At 74.6% G+C, this 17,219-nt stretch carries 16 protein-coding genes; all 16 read left to right on the forward strand.

What is annotated here, in order from left to right:
* The first annotated feature begins 8 nt into the window (after positions 1 to 8).
* Genes E1300_RS01935 through E1300_RS02010 form a run of 16 tightly spaced genes read left to right on the forward strand, consistent with a single transcriptional unit; the run spans position 9 to position 17,176 of the window.
* Positions 9 to 380 carry a nuclear transport factor 2 family protein gene (locus E1300_RS01935; RefSeq protein ID WP_131755103.1) on the forward strand — a complete coding sequence of 124 codons (372 nt, stop codon included), beginning with the start codon at positions 9 to 11 and terminating at the stop codon, positions 378 to 380.
* 51 nt (positions 381 to 431) lie between these two features.
* Positions 432 to 1,958: a GMC family oxidoreductase gene (locus E1300_RS01940; RefSeq protein WP_131755104.1), complete on the forward strand. Its 1,527-nt coding sequence runs from the start codon at positions 432 to 434 to the stop codon at positions 1,956 to 1,958.
* The gene (locus tag E1300_RS01945) at positions 1,951 to 2,553 is read left to right on the forward strand and encodes a DJ-1/PfpI family protein (protein ID WP_131755105.1); all 603 of its coding nucleotides are present in this window, start codon (positions 1,951 to 1,953) and stop codon (positions 2,551 to 2,553) included. The genes E1300_RS01940 and E1300_RS01945 overlap by 8 nt, the downstream gene beginning before the upstream one ends.
* On the forward strand, positions 2,553 to 3,062 hold the full coding sequence (locus tag E1300_RS01950) for a VOC family protein (RefSeq protein WP_131755106.1): 510 nt from the start codon (positions 2,553 to 2,555) through the stop codon (positions 3,060 to 3,062). The genes E1300_RS01945 and E1300_RS01950 overlap by 1 nt, the downstream gene beginning before the upstream one ends.
* Positions 3,055 to 4,896 (forward strand): AGE family epimerase/isomerase, encoded by a 1,842-nt coding sequence (locus E1300_RS01955; protein WP_131755107.1) that lies wholly within the window; start codon positions 3,055 to 3,057, stop codon positions 4,894 to 4,896. The genes E1300_RS01950 and E1300_RS01955 overlap by 8 nt, the downstream gene beginning before the upstream one ends.
* Positions 4,893 to 5,258, forward strand: a complete 366-nt coding sequence (locus E1300_RS01960; protein WP_131755108.1) for an STAS domain-containing protein — start codon at positions 4,893 to 4,895, stop codon at positions 5,256 to 5,258. The genes E1300_RS01955 and E1300_RS01960 overlap by 4 nt, the downstream gene beginning before the upstream one ends.
* Positions 5,255 to 7,708 (forward strand): glycogen debranching protein GlgX, encoded by a 2,454-nt coding sequence (gene glgX, locus E1300_RS01965; protein WP_131755109.1) that lies wholly within the window; start codon positions 5,255 to 5,257, stop codon positions 7,706 to 7,708. Before E1300_RS01960 ends, glgX begins: the two co-directional genes overlap by 4 nt.
* Entirely contained in the window at positions 7,705 to 8,151 is a 447-nt protein-coding gene (locus E1300_RS01970) for an ATP-binding protein (protein WP_131755110.1), read from the forward strand. Before glgX ends, E1300_RS01970 begins: the two co-directional genes overlap by 4 nt.
* Positions 8,152 to 8,153: 2 nt before the next feature.
* Complete coding sequence (locus E1300_RS01975; RefSeq protein ID WP_131755111.1) at positions 8,154 to 9,392, forward strand: PP2C family protein-serine/threonine phosphatase; 1,239 nt, start codon at positions 8,154 to 8,156, stop codon at positions 9,390 to 9,392.
* Complete coding sequence (locus tag E1300_RS01980; RefSeq protein WP_131755112.1) at positions 9,392 to 10,198, forward strand: MinD/ParA family ATP-binding protein; 807 nt, start codon at positions 9,392 to 9,394, stop codon at positions 10,196 to 10,198. The genes E1300_RS01975 and E1300_RS01980 overlap by 1 nt, the downstream gene beginning before the upstream one ends.
* Complete coding sequence (locus tag E1300_RS01985) at positions 10,195 to 11,547, forward strand: nucleotidyltransferase family protein (RefSeq protein ID WP_131755113.1); 1,353 nt, start codon at positions 10,195 to 10,197, stop codon at positions 11,545 to 11,547. Before E1300_RS01980 ends, E1300_RS01985 begins: the two co-directional genes overlap by 4 nt.
* A 5-nt stretch (positions 11,548 to 11,552) precedes the next feature.
* Positions 11,553 to 12,773: a glycogen synthase gene (glgA, locus tag E1300_RS01990; protein WP_165502632.1), complete on the forward strand. Its 1,221-nt coding sequence runs from the start codon at positions 11,553 to 11,555 to the stop codon at positions 12,771 to 12,773.
* 1 nt (position 12,774) lies between these two features.
* Positions 12,775 to 13,272: a (2Fe-2S)-binding protein gene (locus E1300_RS01995; RefSeq protein ID WP_131755115.1), complete on the forward strand. Its 498-nt coding sequence runs from the start codon at positions 12,775 to 12,777 to the stop codon at positions 13,270 to 13,272.
* Positions 13,265 to 15,667 (forward strand): xanthine dehydrogenase family protein molybdopterin-binding subunit, encoded by a 2,403-nt coding sequence (locus E1300_RS02000; protein ID WP_131755116.1) that lies wholly within the window; start codon positions 13,265 to 13,267, stop codon positions 15,665 to 15,667. The genes E1300_RS01995 and E1300_RS02000 overlap by 8 nt, the downstream gene beginning before the upstream one ends.
* Positions 15,664 to 16,506, forward strand: a complete 843-nt coding sequence (locus E1300_RS02005) for an FAD binding domain-containing protein (RefSeq protein ID WP_131755117.1) — start codon at positions 15,664 to 15,666, stop codon at positions 16,504 to 16,506. Before E1300_RS02000 ends, E1300_RS02005 begins: the two co-directional genes overlap by 4 nt.
* Complete coding sequence (locus E1300_RS02010) at positions 16,496 to 17,176, forward strand: response regulator transcription factor (protein WP_131755118.1); 681 nt, start codon at positions 16,496 to 16,498, stop codon at positions 17,174 to 17,176. The genes E1300_RS02005 and E1300_RS02010 overlap by 11 nt, the downstream gene beginning before the upstream one ends.
* The last annotated feature ends 43 nt before the right edge of the window (positions 17,177 to 17,219 follow it).

Here is a 17,219-nt window from a genome sequence, read left to right on the forward strand (position 1 = left end):
GACCAGCCATGGACAACCGAGCCGTGCTCGACCGCTACTACGAACTCGCGAACGCGGGCGAATGGGACCGCTGGTGCGACCTGTTCGCCGCGGACACCGTCCTGGACGAGCAGCTCGCCGGCCGCGTGGAGGGCCGGGAGGTGCTGCGGGAGATGATGACCGGCTTCACCTCGATGTACGCGCGGTTCCGGAACACCCCGCTGCACGTCGTCGTCGACGGCGACCAGGCCGCCGTGGTGTCCCGGATCGAGGCGGTCAGCGCCTCGGGCAAGCCGGTGGACGCGGGCGTCGTCAACTACTTCCGGTTCCGCGGCGGCGAGATCGCCTACATGGCGAACTACCACGACACCGTCCCGTTCCAGGTCATCACGCAGGTCTGAGCACCGCGGGAGCGCGCCGGAGCGCGCCGGAACACTCGAAGGGAGGACGCGATGGAGGAGTACGACTACGTCGTCGTGGGCGGCGGGACCGCCGGCTCGGTGCTGGCGAACCGGCTGACCGCCGATCCGGGGACCTCGGTCCTCGTCCTGGAGGCCGGCGGCGGGCCCCCGCCGCCGGAGGTGGACGACCCGACCGCGTGGGTGCGGCTGCTCGGCAGCCCCATCGACTGGGGGTACCGGAGCACCGCGCAGCCGGGCCTGGACGGGCGGCGGACCCGGGAGCCGCGCGGCCGCGGCCTCGGCGGCAGCAGCAACCTGTACCTGATGATGCACGTCCGCGGGCATCCCGCGGACTTCGACGCCTGGGCCTACCAGGGCGCCGCCGGCTGGTCCTACCGGGACGTCCTGCCCTACTTCACCAAAATGGAGGCGCAGGAGGACGCCACGGGGCCCGGCACCGGGACGTCCGGGCCGCAGCGGATCACCAACGCCGGGCGGCACGACCCGAACCCGACGTCGCGGGCCTTCATCGACGCCTGCGTCGAGCTCGGTCACCGCGAGGTCGCCGACTTCAACGCCGGCGACATGTGGGGCGCGGGGTGGCACCACCTGGACATCGCCGACGGACGGCGGCAGGGCGCCTACGCCTCCTACCTGGAGCCGGCGCTCGGCCGCCCCGGGCTGACGGTCCGCACGGGCGCGCTCGCGACCCGGCTGCTGCTGGACGGCGCCGTCTGCACCGGCGTCGAGTACGCGGCGGACGGCGAGCTCCGCCGCGTGCGGGCCGCCCGCGAGGTGATCCTGTGCGGCGGCGCCATCGAGTCGCCCAAGCTTCTGATGCTGTCGGGGATCGGCGACGCCGCGGATGCGCGGGAACTCGGCATCGAGCCGAAGGTGCACCTGCCCGGCGTCGGCCGCAACTTCCACAACCACGTGCTGACCGGGGTCATGGCGGAGCTCACCGAGCCGGTGCCGCCCCCGCGGCAGAACCTGTCGGAGAGCGCGCTGTTCACCGGCTCGCGGCCGGGGCTGCCCGCCCCGGACCTCCAGATCGCGTTCGTGCACGCGCCGTTCGACATCATCGTCGGCCGCGACCACCCGAACACGGTCAGCGTCCTGCCGGGCGTGGTCCGGCCCGCCTCGCGGGGCCGGGTGCGGCTGGCCGGCGCCGATCCGCTCGCCCACCCGCTGGTCGACCCCAACTACCTGGCGGACCGGTCCGACCTGGACCGGCTGGTCCAGGGGGTCGGGCTGGCCCGGGAGATCTTCGCCACCGGGGCGTTCCAGAAGTGGGGCGCCCGCGAGATCTCGCCGGGCCCGGGCGTCGCGGAGCCCGCCGAACTGGCCGCGTTCGTGCGGGCCACCGCCGACAGCTACCACCACCAGGCGGGCTCCTGCCGGATGGGCACCGACGACCTGGCGGTCGTCGACCCCGGGCTGGCCGTCCGCGGCGTCGAGCGGCTCCGCGTCGCCGACGCCTCGGTGATGCCGTCCGTGCCGTCGGGCAACTGCCACGCCGCCGTCGTGATGATCGCCGAACGGCTGGCGGACATCCTCGCGAGGGAGGGACATGAGTGACGCGCCGCTGAGGTCCGGCGACCTGGACGGCACCCGCATCGCGGTGCTGATGGAGAGCGACTTCTTCGAGCCCGAGGTGTACTACTACCAGCGGCGCTTCGCCGAGGAGGGCGCGCGGGTCGACTTCATCACGCGCCTGTGGGGGCGGCCGAGCCTCACCTTCACCGGCCACGAGCACCGGGCGCCGTTCACCGTCAGCCGGGACCTGGACGAGCTCGCCGGCAACGGCCTGGACGCCTACGGGGCCCTGATCGTCCCGTCCGGCATGGTCTCCGACCGGCTCCGCTACTCCGAGGACGTGACCCGGCGGGCGCCGGCCACCGAGCTGCTCGCCCGCGCGCTCGCCCGCCCCTACGTCGTGAAGGGCATCATCTGCCACGGCATGTGGCTGGCGTCCACCATCCCGTCCGCGGTGGCCGGCCGGAAGGTCACCTGCCACAACAACCTGGTCGGCGACGTGACCAACATGGGCGCCTCCTACGCCGACGAGGACGTCGTCGTCGACGGCGACCTCGTCACGGCCCGCACCGGGGAGCACTGCCACCTGTTCGCCCGCACCGTCATCGACGCCCTCAAGCAGCGGAGGTCCCTCTGATGCGCTGGTCCCATGTCGGCCTGACGTGCGCCGACCCGCGCCGCACCGCGGACTTCTACGCCCGCTGGTTCGGGTTCGCGATCGCCCGGGTCGTGCCGTACGACGGCCAAGAGATCATCTTCATCCGCAAGGACGGCGCCTACCTGGAGCTGTTCCCGCCCTCGCCGCAGGAGGCGCCGGAGGAGCAGGAGGCGCACTGCGCCGACGGCGACGGGCCGAACGTGCGCGGGCTGGTCCGCCACATCGCGTTCCAGACCGACGACGTCGACGCGTTCCTCGCGGAGATGGGGGAGGCCGCGGACGTGACGCTCGGGCCGGTGGACTTCGACGCCTACATCCCGGGCTGGCGGACGGCGTGGCTCCGCGACCCGGACGGCGTGATCGTCGAGGTCAGCCAGGGCTACCGGGACGACGGGGATGTCCCGGTCGCCTGCGCCGTCCCGCACGCCGCACCGCACGCCGCATCGCATTCCGCGCCGCGTTCCGCATCGGGGGGCGGACATGGCTGAGCTGGACGCCTTCGCCGGGCACCCCCGGTCCGACACGGTCGCGGGCCGGGTCACCGACGGCGGCGGGCTGCGGGACGGGGTGTTCACCATCGCCACCCCGGGCGGCGCGCGCGTCGAGGTCGAGTTCGGCCCGGGCACCGGCGCGGAGCTGCTGCGCAACCTCGGCGAGCCGTACACCGACGTCACCCCGCACGCCGCCGACCTGATCGTGCCCGGCCGGTACCTGTTCGCGCACGGCATCCGCTACCCCGGCGCCGGGTTCGAGGCCAAGCGCCTGCTCCTCGTCGGCCGGGGGCCGGGGGAGTACCGGTTCGAGGAGCCGGGCTGGTGGCTGGACCAGCTCGGCGGCCTCGCGCGCTTCTACCGGCACGCGCAGTTCGGGGACGGGCCCGTCGACTTCGCCGACTACCGCACCGTGCTGCGCCTGGACGGGCGCAAGACCGGCGGCCACGTGCAGGAGACCGACACCATCTCCCGGCTCGTCTACGGGATGGCGACGGCGTTCCTGCTGACCGGCGAGGAGGAGTACCTCGACGTCGCCGAGAAGGGGACCGGCTACCTGCGCGACCACATGCGCTTCGTCGACGTCGACGAGGACATCACCTACTGGTACCACGGCATCGAGGTCGACCGGGACAAGGAGCGCAAGCTCTACACCTCGGAGTTCAGCGACGACTTCGACGCGATCCCGCTGTACGAGCAGATCTACGCGCTGGCCGGGCCGGTCCAGCTCTACCGGCTGACCGCGGACCGGCGGATCCGGCGGGACATCGACGCGACGCTGCGGCTCATCGACACGTTCTTCGCCGACCGGTCGCGCGGCGGGTACTTCGCGCACATCGACCCGATCCTGCTGAGCCCGCACCATCCGTCGCTGGGCTCGAAGCGGGCGCGCAAGAACTGGAACTCCGTCGGCGACCACGCGCCCGCCTACCTCGTCAACCTCTACCTGGCGACCGGCGGCGCGCGGTACGCCCGGATGCTGGAGGACACGGCCGACACCATCGTGGAGCGGTTCCCCGACCCGGCGGGCAGCCCGTTCGTCCGGGAGCGGTTCCACGAGGACTGGACGCCCGACACCGGCCAGGCCTGGCAGCGCGACCGCGCCGTCGTCGGCCACAACCTGAAGATCGCCTGGAACCTGCTGCGGATCCACCGGCTCGCGCCGAAGCCCGAGTACGCCCGGCTCGCCGTCCGGATCGGCGAGACGATGCCGGCCGTCGGCAGCGACCGGCTCCGCGGCGGCTGGTACGACGTGGTGGAGCGGGTGGCGCGGGACGGGGAGCCCTTCCACCGGTTCGCCTGGCACGACCGCAAGGCGTGGTGGCAGCAGGAGCAGGCCGTCCTCGCCTACCTCGTCCTGCACGCCGAGACCGGCCGGGAGGAGTTCCGGGAGGAGGCCCGCGCCGCCGCGGCGTTCTACAACGCGTTCTTCCTCGACCACGACGAGGGCGCGGTCTACTTCAACGTCCTCGCCGACGGGATGCCGTACCTGCTCGGCGACGAGCGGCTCAAGGGCAGCCACGCGATGAGCTTCTACCACACGGCCGAGCTGTGCTACCTGGCCGCCGTCTACGGCAACCTGCTGATCGAGCGGCGCCCGATGACGTTCTGGTTCGCGCCCGACCCGGCGGGCCTGCCCGACGGGCTCCTGCGGGTCGCGCCCGACCTGATGCCGCCCGGCGCGGTGCGGATCGACGGCGTCGAGGTCGACGGGTCCGCCTACGACGCCTACGACGCCGGCGCCCTCACCGTCCGCCTCCCGCGGTCGGCCGGGCGGCTCCGCGTCCGGGTGCGGCTCGCGCCCGCCGCCGGGGACGGAGCGGGCCGGTGAGCGCCCGGGTCAGCCCCCGGGAGGAGGCCGGCGCGCTGGTCCTCGCGGTCGCCGGCGAGCTCGACGCGAACTCCGCGCCGGAGCTGCTGGCGGAGATCCTGCCGCAGATCACCGCGGAGCGGCCGACGCGGCTCGACCTCGCGCGGGTCGGGTTCGTGTCCAGCGCCGGACTGCGGGCCCTGCTGCTCGCCTACCGGCGGGCCAGGCTGCTCGGCGCGCGGATCACGCTGACCGGCATCCAGCCGGACGTGGAGTTCGTGATGGCGGCGACCGGCTTCCTCGACCTGTTCGACATCGAGGAGCGGCCGCCGGCGCCGCAGCGGCCGGCGGCGCCGCCGCCGCGCGAGGGCGGGCGGCCATGAGCGACCGCGTCCAGGACCGCATCGACGCCTACCCGACGCACCGGATCGGCGGCTACGGGGTGCGCGCGGGCCGCCCCTTCCCCTACGGGGCGACGCTCGTGCCCGGCGGGGTGAACTTCTCGGTCTACTCGTCCTCGGCGACGGCGATGCGGCTGGTGCTGTTCCGGCGCGGCGCCGAGGAGCCGATGGCGGAGCTGGAGTTCCCGCCGGAGTTCCGCATCGGCAGCGTCCACTCCATGGTCGTGTTCGGCCTGGACCACGAGGAGATCGAGTACGGGTTCCGGGCGTTCGGGCCGTACGACCCCGTGCGCGGCCACCGGTTCGACTCCGGCCGGGTGCTGCTCGACCCGTACGCCCGGCTGGTGTCGGGACGCGACCGGTGGCGCGGCGGGCTGGACCCGTCCGCCGCGTACCCGTACCGGGCCCGGCTGATGCTGGACGACTTCGACTGGGGCGGGGACCGGCCGCCCCGCATCCCCGCCGAGGACCTCGTCGTCTACGAGCTGCACGTGCGCGGCTACACCCGGCACCCGTCCGCCGGCGTCCGGGCGCCGGGCACCTTCGCCGGGCTCCGGGAGAAGATCCCCTACCTGCGGGACCTCGGGATCAACTGCGTCGAGCTGCTGCCCGTCTTCGAGTTCGACGAGTACGACAACGTCCACCACAGCCCGGGCACCGGCGAGCCCCTGCACAACTACTGGGGCTACAACACCGTCGGGTTCTTCGCGCCGAAGGCCGGATACGCCGCGACGGGAGCGCTCGGCATGCAGGCCGACGAGCTGAAGACGCTCGTCAAGGCGCTGCACGCCGCCGGCATCGAGGTCATCCTCGACGTCGTCTTCAACCACACCGCCGAGGGCGACGAGCGGGGCCCCACCATCTCCTTCCGCGGCCTGGACAACAAGACGTACTACATGCTCACGCCGGAGGGCCGCTACTACAACTTCAGCGGCACCGGGAACACCGTCAACTGCAACCACCCGACGGTCCGCGACTTCGTCGTCACCTGCCTGCGCCACTGGGTCGCCGAGTACCACATCGACGGCTTCCGCTTCGACCTGGCGGCGATCCTCGGCCGCGCCGAGGACGGCACCCCGCTGCCGAACCCCCCGCTGCTGGAGCAGCTCGCCCACGACCCCGTCCTGCGGGACTGCAAGCTCATCGCGGAGGCGTGGGACGCGGCGGGCCTCTACGAGGTCGGCAGCTTCCCCGACTACGGCCGCTGGGCGGAGTGGAACGGCAAGTTCCGCGACACGGTGCGCCGGTTCATCAAGGGCGACCCGGGCGTGACCGGCGAGCTCGCCACGCGGATCGCCGGCTCGCCCGACCTGTACCTCGGCAGGGGCTGCGCGGCCTCGGTGAACTTCGTGACCAGCCACGACGGGTTCACCCTCAACGACCTCGTCTCCTACAACGACAAGCACAACCACGCCAACGGCGAGGACAACGCCGACGGCGAGCGCGACAACGCGAGCTGGAACTGCGGCGTCGAGGGCCCGGCCGCCGCGGCGGACGTCCGGCGGCTGCGGCTGAGCCAGATGAAGAACGCGCTGGTGCTGCTGCTCACCAGCCAGGGCGTCCCGATGCTGCTGGCCGGCGACGAGTTCGGGCGCACCCAGCAGGGCAACAACAACGCCTACTGCCAGGACAACGAGATCTCCTGGACCGACTGGCGGCTCGCCGAGGAGAACGCCGAGCTGCTCCGCTTCACCCGCCACCTGATCGCCTTCCGGCACGCGCACCCGGTGCTGCGCGGCACGGACCACCCCAGCGGCGCCGACACCGCCGGCAGCGGGCTGCCCGACGTGAGCTGGCACGGGTCCCGGGCCTGGCGGCAGGACTTCGCCGCCGACTCCCGGCTGCTCGCCGTCCTGTGGTGCGGACGGCACGCCCGCGGCGGCCGGGCGCGGGACCGGCACGTCTACGTGCTGGCCAACGCGCACTGGGAGGGCCACGACATCGAGCTCCCCGAGCTCCCCGGCGGGCAGCGGTGGCGGCTCGTCGCCGACACCGCCGAGCTCCCGCCGCACGACATCGCCGAGCCCGGCCGGGAGCGGCTCCCGCCCGATCCGCGCCGGTACCGGGTGCGCCCGCGCTCGGCCGTCATCTTCATCGAGGAAACCGAGAAAGGGCAGACCGCGATGTTCAACGCGTCACTGACGATCAGCTCCGGCACGGCGCTGATCGAGCTCACCGGCGAACTGGACGCCTCCACCGCGCCCGCGTTCCACGAGAAGATCGAGGACGCGGTCGGCTCGGGCGTGGCCCGGCTCGAACTGCTGGCCGGGAAGCTGAGCTACATCTCCAGCGCGGGCCTGCGCTCGCTGCTGTTCGCCCAGCAGAAGATGGGCGAGGGCGGCACCATCGCGCTGATCGGCGCGCCCGGGACCGTGGTGCACACCATCCGGATGGCGGGACTGGACCGCAGCATCCAGGTGGTGGACGCATGAGGAGCCGCGTCCGTCCCGCGCGCGAGATCCGGATCCCCGCGTCCCTGACGTGCCTGGAGCGGGTGGCGGAGTTCGTGCTGTCGCTGGGCCGCGACGAGGACCTGCCGTCCGACAGCGTCTACCGGCTGCGGCTGGCCACCGACGAGATCGTCACCAACATCATCATGCACGGCTACCGGGAGCGCGGCGGCGACATCGAGCTGCGCGCCTGCGCGGACCGCGCCGTGATCGGGGTGCGCGTCGAGGACCAGGCGCCCCCGTTCGACCCCGGCGAGCGCCTCGCGGCGGCCGTGCCGCCCGACCTCCCGCTCGCGGACCGCGAGATCGGCGGGCTGGGCCTGCTGCTCGCCGCCCGCTCCCTCGACGACCTGCGCTACGAGTTCGTCGACGGGCGCAACCGCAACACCCTGCTGATCCGCCGCTCACGACCGAAGGCGTGGTGAGGATGTCCTACCGAGTCGCCGTGATCGAGACCGAGCCGGGCGAGACGCCCCCGGAGCTGCTCGCCGCCCTGCACGAGATCAACGCGGACGTGGAGATCGTGGCCGGCGGCGCCGGCCCGCCTCTCGGGCCGCCCGCCGCCCCGCCGGACTTCCTCCTCGTCCCGGCGGCGGCGCCCGAGCGCCTGCTGCGGGAGCTGAACCCGGGCTCCGGCGACGGCGCGGGGCCCGCCACCGTGGTCTACGCCGACTCCGGCTTCGAGGCCCTCGACCGGCACGTCCTGCTCGGCCGGGACTACGTCGTCCCGCCGTTCCGGCCGTGGCTGCTGCGCGCCCGCTTCCAGACCTGCCTCCAGCGGGCCCGGCTCAACCAGAGCCTGGACGAGTCGCAGGCGCGGCTGCGGCTGCACGCCTACGACCGGGAGCTCCAGATCGGCCGCGAGATCCAGAGCGGCTTCCTGCCGGACCGGATCCCGCAGCCGGACGGCTGGGAGATCGACGTGCGGTTCCACCCGGCCCGCATGGTGGCCGGCGACTTCTACGACGCGTTCGAGCTGGTCAACGGCCGGCGCATCGCCATCGTCGTCGCCGACGTGTGCGACAAGGGCGTCGGCGCGGCCCTGTTCATGGCGCTGATCCGCAGCCTGCTGCGGCACACCGCCGAGCACAGCGGGCTGCAGAGCCTCATCCTCGGCGACGAGGAGCAGGCCGCGGAGCTGACGGTCGTCGGCGCGACCCCGCTGATCAACGCGGTGCGCGGCACCAACGGGTACCTCACCCGCAACCACCTGAGCCAGGGCTACTTCGCGACGCTGTTCTTCGGCGTCCTGGACCCCGGGACGGGCACGCTCGTCTACATCAACGGCGGCCACAACCCCCCGGTCATCTTCGGCGCCGGCGCGGCCGAACCGGTCACCCTGGAGCTGACCGGGCCCGCGGTGGGCGTGGTGCCCGACTGCGGGTACGCGGTCGGGCACGCCGAGATCGGGCCCGGCCAGACGCTGCTCATCTACACCGACGGGGTGACCGAGGCGCGCAGCGCCGGGCACGAGTTCTTCGGCGAGGAGCGCCTCATGGAGGTGGTCCGCGGCAGCAGCGGGTCCGGCGCCGAGCTGCTGGACGGCCTGGAGCGGAGCCTGCGCGTCCACGTGGGCGAGGCCGAGCAGTTCGACGACATCACCATGGTCGCCGTGCACCGGCCGGAGGAGCCCGGCGGGACCGGGCTCGCCGGGGAGGCGGCCTGATGGGCACCGTCGTCGCCGTGCACTCCTACCGGGGCGGCACGGGCAAGTCGAGCACCGCCGCCTCCCTCGCGCTGCTGGCCGCGGCCGGCGGCCGGCGCGCCGCGCTCGTCGACACCGACCTCCAGGCGCCGTGCGCGCACGCCCTCTTCGGCATGGACGAGTCCGCGGCGCACCGGTCCCTGACCGACTACCTCGTGGGGCGCTGCGAGATCGAGGACGCCGCCGCGCCCGTCGCGGGGTCGGCGCCCGGCGCGCTGTACCTGGTGCCCGCCCGCGGCGGGCCGGACGAGAACAACGAGCTCATGACGCACGGCTACGACGTCGGCCTGCTCCGGGAGGGCTTCGACCGGCTCATGGACCGGCTCCGCCTCGACCTGCTCGTCCTCGACACCCGGACCGGGATGAGCAACGAGACCATCAGCGCGCTGGCGGGCGCCGACCTGGCCCTCGCCATCACCCGCGCCGACTACATGGACTGCGGCGTGCGGGACGCCGTGGCGCTCGCGAGCCGGTTCGCGCGGTCGCGGCGGGCGGTCGCGGTGAACATGCTGCCCGCGGGCACGCCCCCGGGGCCCGTCCGGCGGGAGGCCGAGGCGGCCTTCGGAGCACCGGTCGTCTCCGTCATCCCGTACTGCCCCGACATCGCCGCCCTGGGCGGCGGCGGCCTGCTGGTCCGGGAGGACCCCGGCCACCGGTCCACCGCCGGCTACCGGCGGATCGCCGAGGCCGTCGGCACCGGAGGCATCACCGAGGCTGCCGGCACTGGAGGCATCGCCGAGCCCGCCGGTACCGGAGGCGGGCGATGAGGCCGGCGGCGTGGGCCCTGGACGCGCCGGGCCCCGGGGAGGACGTCAGCGTGATCGCGCTCGTCGGCGGCGACGGGGTCCGCGCCCGGCCGCTGTCCCTCAGCTCGGGCGACTACCAGCGGAGCAAGGCCGCGATCGCCCTCACCGGCAGGACGGTCATCGAGTGGGTGGTGCGCAGCCTGCGCGCGCAGCGGGTCTCGCGCTTCTACATCGTCGCCAAGGGGAGGGAGAACCGGCTCCAGACCAAGGCACTGCTCGGCCACGGCGACGGGGACGGCGTCCAGATCCGCTACTCCCGCGCCCGCTTCGACCTCCGCAACACCGGTTCGGGCGAGGCGACGCTGCGGGCGCTGGACCACTGGGACCTGACCGGGCTCGCCCTGGTCGTCCCCACCGACTCGGTGTTCGACCTCGACCTCGCCGGGATGGTGCGCGCCCACCGCGCCGCCGACGCAGTGGTGACGGTCGCCTCCGTGCGGCGCACCCCCGCCGAGGCCGCCGGCAAGTACGGCGTCCTGGCCGCCCGGCCGGACGGCCGCGTGACCCGGTTCGTCGAGAAGCCGTCCCGCGAGGACGCCGAGTTCCTGGCGGCCGGCGGCACGGTGCACACCAACGCCGGCATCTACCTGGTCGACTGCGACCGGCTGCGGCTGCTGGCCGCCTCCCGGGACCTGGCCGACCTCGCCGCCCGGCGGCTGGACTGGGGCGGGGACTTGCTGCCCTGGCTGGTGCGCCGCGGCGAGCCCGTCCTCGCCCACGCGATCGGCGGGTTCGGGGACCTCGGCAACCCGCGCGACTACCTGCGGACCGTCCGCGACGTCCTCGCCGGACGGTACCCGCTGTTCAGCGAGGAGCACCCGGACATGGTCCAGGTCGCGCCGGGCGTGCGCGTGCACGAGTCCAGCCTGCACGCCAAGAGCCGCGCCACCGGCCGGACCCTCGCCGCGTCCATCGCCGCGGGCGACATCCGGATCGGCCCGAACGTGCGGATCGGCCGGGACGCCGAGATCGGCCCCGGGGCCAGCCTCGCGGACTGCGACGTCGGCGACGGCGTGGACATCGGCGGCGGCGCCGTCATCCGGGGGGTGGCCTGCGGCGACTCCAGCATGGTCGGCCCCGGCGCGCGGCTGTCGGACACCTACCTCGGCTCGATGGTCGACATCCGGTCCGACCGGCGCCGCCCCGTCGTCCTGGAGGACTTCTGCGCCCTCGGCGACGAGGTCCGGGTCGGGCCGGGCGTGCGGCTGCGCGGCGTGCTCGTCTACCCGCGGATGGAGGTCCGCGACACCTTCGCGATCCCGCCCGGGGGGCGCCTCACCGGCGTCCGCGACCTGGTGCGCAGGGGGTGACGGCCATGCGCGTCGACCTGCTGACCAGGGAGTACCCGCCGGACGTCTACGGCGGGGTCGGAGTCCACGTCGCCCGGCTCGTGCCGCGGCTGCGCGAGCGCGTGGACCTGCGGGTGCACTGCTTCGGCGCCGCCCGGGACGAGCGCGGCGTCCGCGCGCACCCCGTCCCGGCCGGGCTGGAGACCGCCAACGCGGCGATCCAGGCCATGGCCGTCGACATGGCCATGGCGGCGGCCGTGCGGGGGACCGCGGTCGTGCACAGCCACACCTGGTACACCAACGCCGCCGGGCACATCGCCGCCCTGGTGCACGGCGTCCCGCACGTGGTGACCGCGCACAGCCTCGAACCGATGCGGCCCTGGAAGGCCGAGCAGCTCGGCGGCGGCTACGCGGTCTCCTCGTTCTGCGAGCGCACGGGCCTGGCCGGCGCGGACCGGATCATCGCGGTGTCGCACGCGATGCGCGACGACATCCTCGCCTGCCACCCCGACATCGACCCAGCCCGGATCGACGTCGTGCACAACGGCGTCGACACCGCCGAGTACGCCCCCGACCACGGCACCGGCGAGCTGGAGCGGCTCGGGATCCCGCTGGACCGGCCCATCGTCGCGTGCGTCGCGCGCATCACCCGGCAGAAGGGGCTTCCCCGGCTGCTGCGCGCGGTGCCGGCGCTGCGGCCGGGCACGCGGCTGGTGGTGTGCGCGTCCGCCCCCGACACCCCCGAGATCGGGGCGGAGTTCGCGGACCTGGTCGCCGGGCTGAACGCCGCCGGCGCCGGCGTCGTCTGGCTGGACGGGCAGGTCCCGCCGGCGGCCCTGCGGCAGCTCCTGACCCGCGCCGAGGTGTTCGTCTGCCCGTCCCGCTACGAGCCCCTCGGCATCGTCAACCTGGAGGCCCTGGCCTGCGGGACGCCCGTCGTGGCGACCGCCACCGGCGGGATCCCCGAGGTCGTCGCCGACGGCGTCCACGGCCACCTGGTCGCCCAGGACGGCCCGGACGCCGCCTACACGGCCGATCTCGCGGACCGCGTCAACGCCCTGCTGGCCGACCCCGGCGCCGCGCGCGCGATGGGGGCGGCGGGCCGGCGCCGCGTCCAGGACGAGTTCTCCTGGGAGCGGGTCGCGGCCCGGGTCGAGGACGTCTACCGCGCGGCCGTCCAGGACCGCGCAGCACGGATGGACCGAGACCGGCGCCCGGCGCCGGCCCTACCCGGAACGGGAAGGTGACATGGAGATATCGATGAAGGTCAACGGCAGGGCCGTGGACGACGACGTGGAGCCCACCGTCGTGCTGGTCGACTACCTGCGGTCCGAGCTGGGCCTGACCGGAGCGAAGGTCGGCTGCGAGACGGGCCAGTGCGGCGCCTGCGCGGTCAGCGTGGACGGCCGCGCGGTCAAGGGCTGCCTGGCGCTGGTCGTCCAGCTCGACGGTGGCATCGTCGAGACCGTCGAGGGCCTCGCGCCGGACGGCGCGCTCACCCCGCTCCAGCAGGCCCTGCACGACGAGCACGGCACCCAGTGCGGGTTCTGCACCCCCGGCGTCGTGATGGCGATGACCGACCTCCTCGCCACCGACCCGGACCCCGGCGAGGCCGAGATCCGGGCCGGGCTCTCCGGCAACCTGTGCCGGTGCACCGGCTACCAGAGCATCGTCCGCGCCGTGCTCGCCGCCGCGTCGCAGGGCACCGCGGACGCCCCGGCGGAGGAGGCGGCGAGCGATGCCTGACCGTGTTCTGGGCGCCGCGCTCAAGGCCCGCGAGGACGTCGGCCAGCTCCGCGGCCAGGCCACCTACGTCGCCGACCTGGCCCCGCCCGGCGCCGCGCACATGGCCATCGCGGGCAGCGAGCAGGCCCACGCGCTGATCCGCGGGATCGACACCTCGGCCGCCGAGGCCATGCAAGGCGTCCTCGCCGTCGTGACCGCCGCCGACCTGGACGGCGTGCTCATGCCGCTGCCCTGCATCTGGGTGCCGGGCGGCACCGAGAGCCACTTCCCCCCGCACCCCTACGGGGTGCCCGGCGCGCGGCCGGTGCTCGCCGGCGACCGGGTCCGCTACGTCGGCGACCCGGTCGCGGCGGTCGTCGCCGAGACCCCGGAGCAGGCGGCGCGGGCCGCGGCGGCGCTGCGCGTGGAGTACGAGCCGCTGCCCGTCGTGCTGCGGGCCGACGAGGCCGTGCGGGACGGCGCGCCGCAGCTGCACGACACCGTCCCCGGCAACCTCAACGCCCGCTGGACCTGCGGGGACCGGGAGGCCGCCGACGCGGCCATCGAGGCCGCCGAGGTCGTGGTGGAGCTGGACATCGTCAACCAGCGCACCGTCAACAGCCCCATCGAGCCGCGCGGCTGCGTCGGCGCCTACGACCCGAGGACGGAGGAGTACACGCTGTGGGCGTCGACGCAGTCGCCGCACAACCACCGCTTCCTCCTCGCCGCCCTCGTGCTCGGCATCCCGTTCACCAAGCTGCGGGTCATCGCGCCGACCGTCGGCGGCAGCTTCGGCACCAAGGGCTACCTCTACCCGGACATGGCGCTGGTGCTGCACCTGGCGAAGGTCACCGGCCGGCCCGTCAAGTGGTCCGACAGCCGCCGCGGGCTGATGACCTCCACCGTGCAGGGCCGCGACCAGCGCCAGCACGCCACGCTCGCCGGCACCCGCGACGGCCGGATGACCGCGGTCAAGTGCGTCGCCCACGCCAACCTCGGCGCCTACCCGTCCACCATCGGGCCCGGCGTCGCCACCGCCCTCATGGGCCGCAGCATCACCGGCATGTACGACTTCCAGGCGGGCTTCTGCGAGGTCACCGCCGCGTTCACCAACACCGTCCCGCTCGGCGCGCAGCGGGGGTCCGGCCGGGCCGAGGCGATGTTCATGCTGGAGCGGCTCGTCGACCGCTTCGCCGACGAGATCGGGATGGACCGCGCGGAGGTCCGGCGCCGCAACCTGGTGCCCGCCGACGCGTTCCCCTACGACAACGGGCTCGGCTGGACCTACGACTCCGGCGACTACGCCGCGGCGCTCGACCGGGCGCTGGAGATCGCCGGGCACGGCGCCGGCACCGCGGAGCGGAGGGCCGAGGCCCGCGCCCGCGGCCGCCGGCTCGGCGTGGGCATCGCCGGATACGTCGCCGTCTGCGGCGTCGGCCCGTCCACCCGCATGTCGAAGGAGGGGATGCTCGGCGGGACCTGGGAGAGCGCGAACCTGCGCGTCCACCCGACGGGCGAGATGACGCTCACCATCGGCTCCTCGTCCACGGGGCAGAGCCACGAGACGGTGTTCGCGCAGATCATCGCGGACGAGTTCGGCGTCGACCCGGCCACCGTCGAGGTCGCGCACTCCGACACCGGCGGGTCGCCCTACGGGCAGGGCACCTACGGCAGCCGGTCGTTCAGCGTCGGCGGACCGGCCGCGCTCGCCGCCGCCCGGACCCTCAAGGCGAAGATCGTGCGGACGGCCGCCGCGATGTTCGGCGTCGCCGAGGACGACGTCGTCTACGCGGACGGCGCCGTGGGCGTCCCCGGCGACCCGGAGCGGACCAAGACCTTCGCCGAGATGGCGATGGTCCTCTGGTACGACTGGGACCTGCCCCGCGACGTCGAGGCGACGCTCGACGCCACGTCCTACTTCGACCCGCCCGACTTCAACTACCCGTTCGGCGTCCACATCGCCGAGGTCGAGATCGACGAGGAGACCGGCGCGGTCGAGGTCACCCGGTACACCGCGGTCAACGACGTCGGCCGGATCGGCAACCCCCTCGTCGTCCGCGGGCAGTTCGAGGGGAGCATCCTGCACGGCGTCTCGCAGGCGCTGATGGAGGAGGCGCGGTACGGCGACGACGGCCGCCTCCTCGACCCCGACCTGCGGAGCTACCGGCTCCCGCACGCCGCCGACGTCCCGTTCTTCCAGCTGGACCAGACGGTGACGCCGACCCCGCACAACGAGCTCGGCGCCAAGGGCGCGGGGGAGGTCGCCACCGTCCCGGCGGCCGCCGCGATCGGCAACGCCGTCTGCGACGCCCTCGGCGTCGCGCACCTCGACATGCCCTACACGCCCGAGAAGGTGTGGCGGGCGCTCGCGGCGGACCGCGGCGCCTCCACCGGGAAGGAGGCGACCCGGTCATGATCACGTCCTCGTACGGGTTCGCGGCGCCCCGCACGGCGCGGGAGGCCGCGGCGCTGCTCGCCCGCCACGGCGGCATGGCGCTCGCCGGCGGCCAGACGCTGGTCGCGGAGCTGGCGACCGGGGAGGCCGCGCCGCCCTTCCTGGTGGACCTCGGCAGGATCGAGTCGCTGCGCGGCATCGAGCCCCGCGGCGGGTCGGTGCGGATCGGCGCGATGACCACGCTCGCGGAGCTCGCCGCGCACCGCGCCGTGCCGCCCGTCCTCGCCACCGCCGCCCGCAACGTCCCCGACCCGCTGGTCCGCAACCGCGCGACCGTCGGCGGGAGCCTGCGGCCGTCCGGCCGCGCCTCCGACCTGGCGCCCGCGCTGCTGGCGCTCGGCGCCACCGTGCACGTCACCGGCGCGGACTCCGCCGTCACGCTGCCGGCCGAGGAGTACCTCGCGCGGTCGCCCGCGGGGGTGCTGAGCGCGGTCGACGTGCCGGTGCCGGGCCCCGCCGACGGCTGCGCCGTCGCCCGGTTCGCCGACCGTCCGGCCCGGCCGCCGCTGTGCGCGGTCGCCGTCCGGGCGACGTTCGCCGGGGACCGCCTCGGCGCGTGCCGGATCGGGGTGTCCGCGGGCGGCCCCGCGCAGCGGCCGACCCTGCTGGAGCGGAGCCTGGAGCGGGGCGGGGACGCCTCGCCGGACACGGTGCGCGGCAGGTGCGCCGAGTTCGTGTCCGCCGCGGGCTTCGCGACCGACGGGGCGGCCTCCGCGGACTACCGGGCGCACCTGGTCAGGACGCTCGTCGTCCGCGCGTTCGACCGGATCGCCGCGCGGCGGGTGCGCGATGGCGGCTGAGGCCATGGGCGACCGCGCCGCGCCGATCGGTGTCGCGCTGGTCCTGCGCAGCGAACTGAAGCGGTTCGGGATCGAGCGGATGCTGAGCGGCTCGGACGTGGTCGCCGGCGTCCGCAGCCACGAGTCGGCGGCCGGCATGCTCGACCGCGCGGGCCTCGACCGGGTCGACGTCGTCGTCCTGGAGGCCGCGGAGGTCGCCGACGACGGCGGCCGGGACCTCGTCGCCGCCATCCGGGCCGCCGGCGCCAAGGTGCTCGTCCTGCTGGAGGACGGCGACGAGCAGGCGGTGACGGGCGCGACCCGCGTCCGGGCCGACGGATTCCTCTACGGGGCCGAGCTGACGTCCCGGACCCTCCGGGACGCCCTGGTCCAGATCGGCGGCGGCGGGTTCTACCTCCCGGCCCGGCTGGCCGACGACCTGCTGGACCGCCGCCCGGCCCCCCGCGGCGGCACGTCCGCCGCCCTCACCGCGCGCGAGCGCCAGGTCCTCGAACTGATCGTCGAGGGGCTGAGCAACAAGCAGATCGCCCGCCGCCTGAGCATGTCCGACCACAACGCCAAGCGCATCGTGGCGAGCATCCTCGCGAAGCTCAACTGCCCGAACCGCACCACGGCCGCGATGGCGGCGATCCAGCTCGGCTACGTGGACGCGCACCGGGCGCCCGGCTGACGGCCGCGGCGCGGGACGTCGGTCCGGCGGGAGAAGGCCGCCG

Origin of the sequence: Actinomadura fibrosa, from assembly GCF_900659615.1 — a bacterium.
In the GTDB taxonomy this organism is placed as follows: Bacteria; Actinomycetota; Actinomycetes; order Streptosporangiales; family Streptosporangiaceae; genus Spirillospora; species Spirillospora fibrosa.

Excerpts from the sequence above, each read along its gene's own strand:
- E1300_RS01980 (WP_131755112.1), top strand. The coding sequence starts at position 9,392 with ATGGGCACCGTCGTCGCCGTGCACTCCTACCGGGGCGGCACGGGCAAG.
- E1300_RS01935 (WP_131755103.1), top strand. The coding sequence starts at position 9 with ATGGACAACCGAGCCGTGCTCGACCGCTACTACGAACTCGCGAACGCG.
- glgX (WP_131755109.1), top strand. The coding sequence starts at position 5,255 with ATGAGCGACCGCGTCCAGGACCGCATCGACGCCTACCCGACGCACCGG.
- E1300_RS01945 (WP_131755105.1), top strand. The coding sequence starts at position 1,951 with ATGAGTGACGCGCCGCTGAGGTCCGGCGACCTGGACGGCACCCGCATC.
- E1300_RS02010 (WP_131755118.1), top strand. The coding sequence starts at position 16,496 with ATGGCGGCTGAGGCCATGGGCGACCGCGCCGCGCCGATCGGTGTCGCG.
- E1300_RS02000 (WP_131755116.1), top strand. The coding sequence starts at position 13,265 with ATGCCTGACCGTGTTCTGGGCGCCGCGCTCAAGGCCCGCGAGGACGTC.
- E1300_RS01950 (WP_131755106.1), top strand. The coding sequence starts at position 2,553 with ATGCGCTGGTCCCATGTCGGCCTGACGTGCGCCGACCCGCGCCGCACC.
- E1300_RS01955 (WP_131755107.1), top strand. The coding sequence starts at position 3,055 with ATGGCTGAGCTGGACGCCTTCGCCGGGCACCCCCGGTCCGACACGGTC.
- glgA (WP_165502632.1), top strand. The coding sequence starts at position 11,553 with ATGCGCGTCGACCTGCTGACCAGGGAGTACCCGCCGGACGTCTACGGC.
- E1300_RS01995 (WP_131755115.1), top strand. The coding sequence starts at position 12,775 with ATGGAGATATCGATGAAGGTCAACGGCAGGGCCGTGGACGACGACGTG.
- E1300_RS01975 (WP_131755111.1), top strand. The coding sequence starts at position 8,154 with ATGTCCTACCGAGTCGCCGTGATCGAGACCGAGCCGGGCGAGACGCCC.
- E1300_RS01985 (WP_131755113.1), top strand. The coding sequence starts at position 10,195 with ATGAGGCCGGCGGCGTGGGCCCTGGACGCGCCGGGCCCCGGGGAGGAC.
- E1300_RS02005 (WP_131755117.1), top strand. The coding sequence starts at position 15,664 with ATGATCACGTCCTCGTACGGGTTCGCGGCGCCCCGCACGGCGCGGGAG.
- E1300_RS01940 (WP_131755104.1), top strand. The coding sequence starts at position 432 with ATGGAGGAGTACGACTACGTCGTCGTGGGCGGCGGGACCGCCGGCTCG.
- E1300_RS01970 (WP_131755110.1), top strand. The coding sequence starts at position 7,705 with ATGAGGAGCCGCGTCCGTCCCGCGCGCGAGATCCGGATCCCCGCGTCC.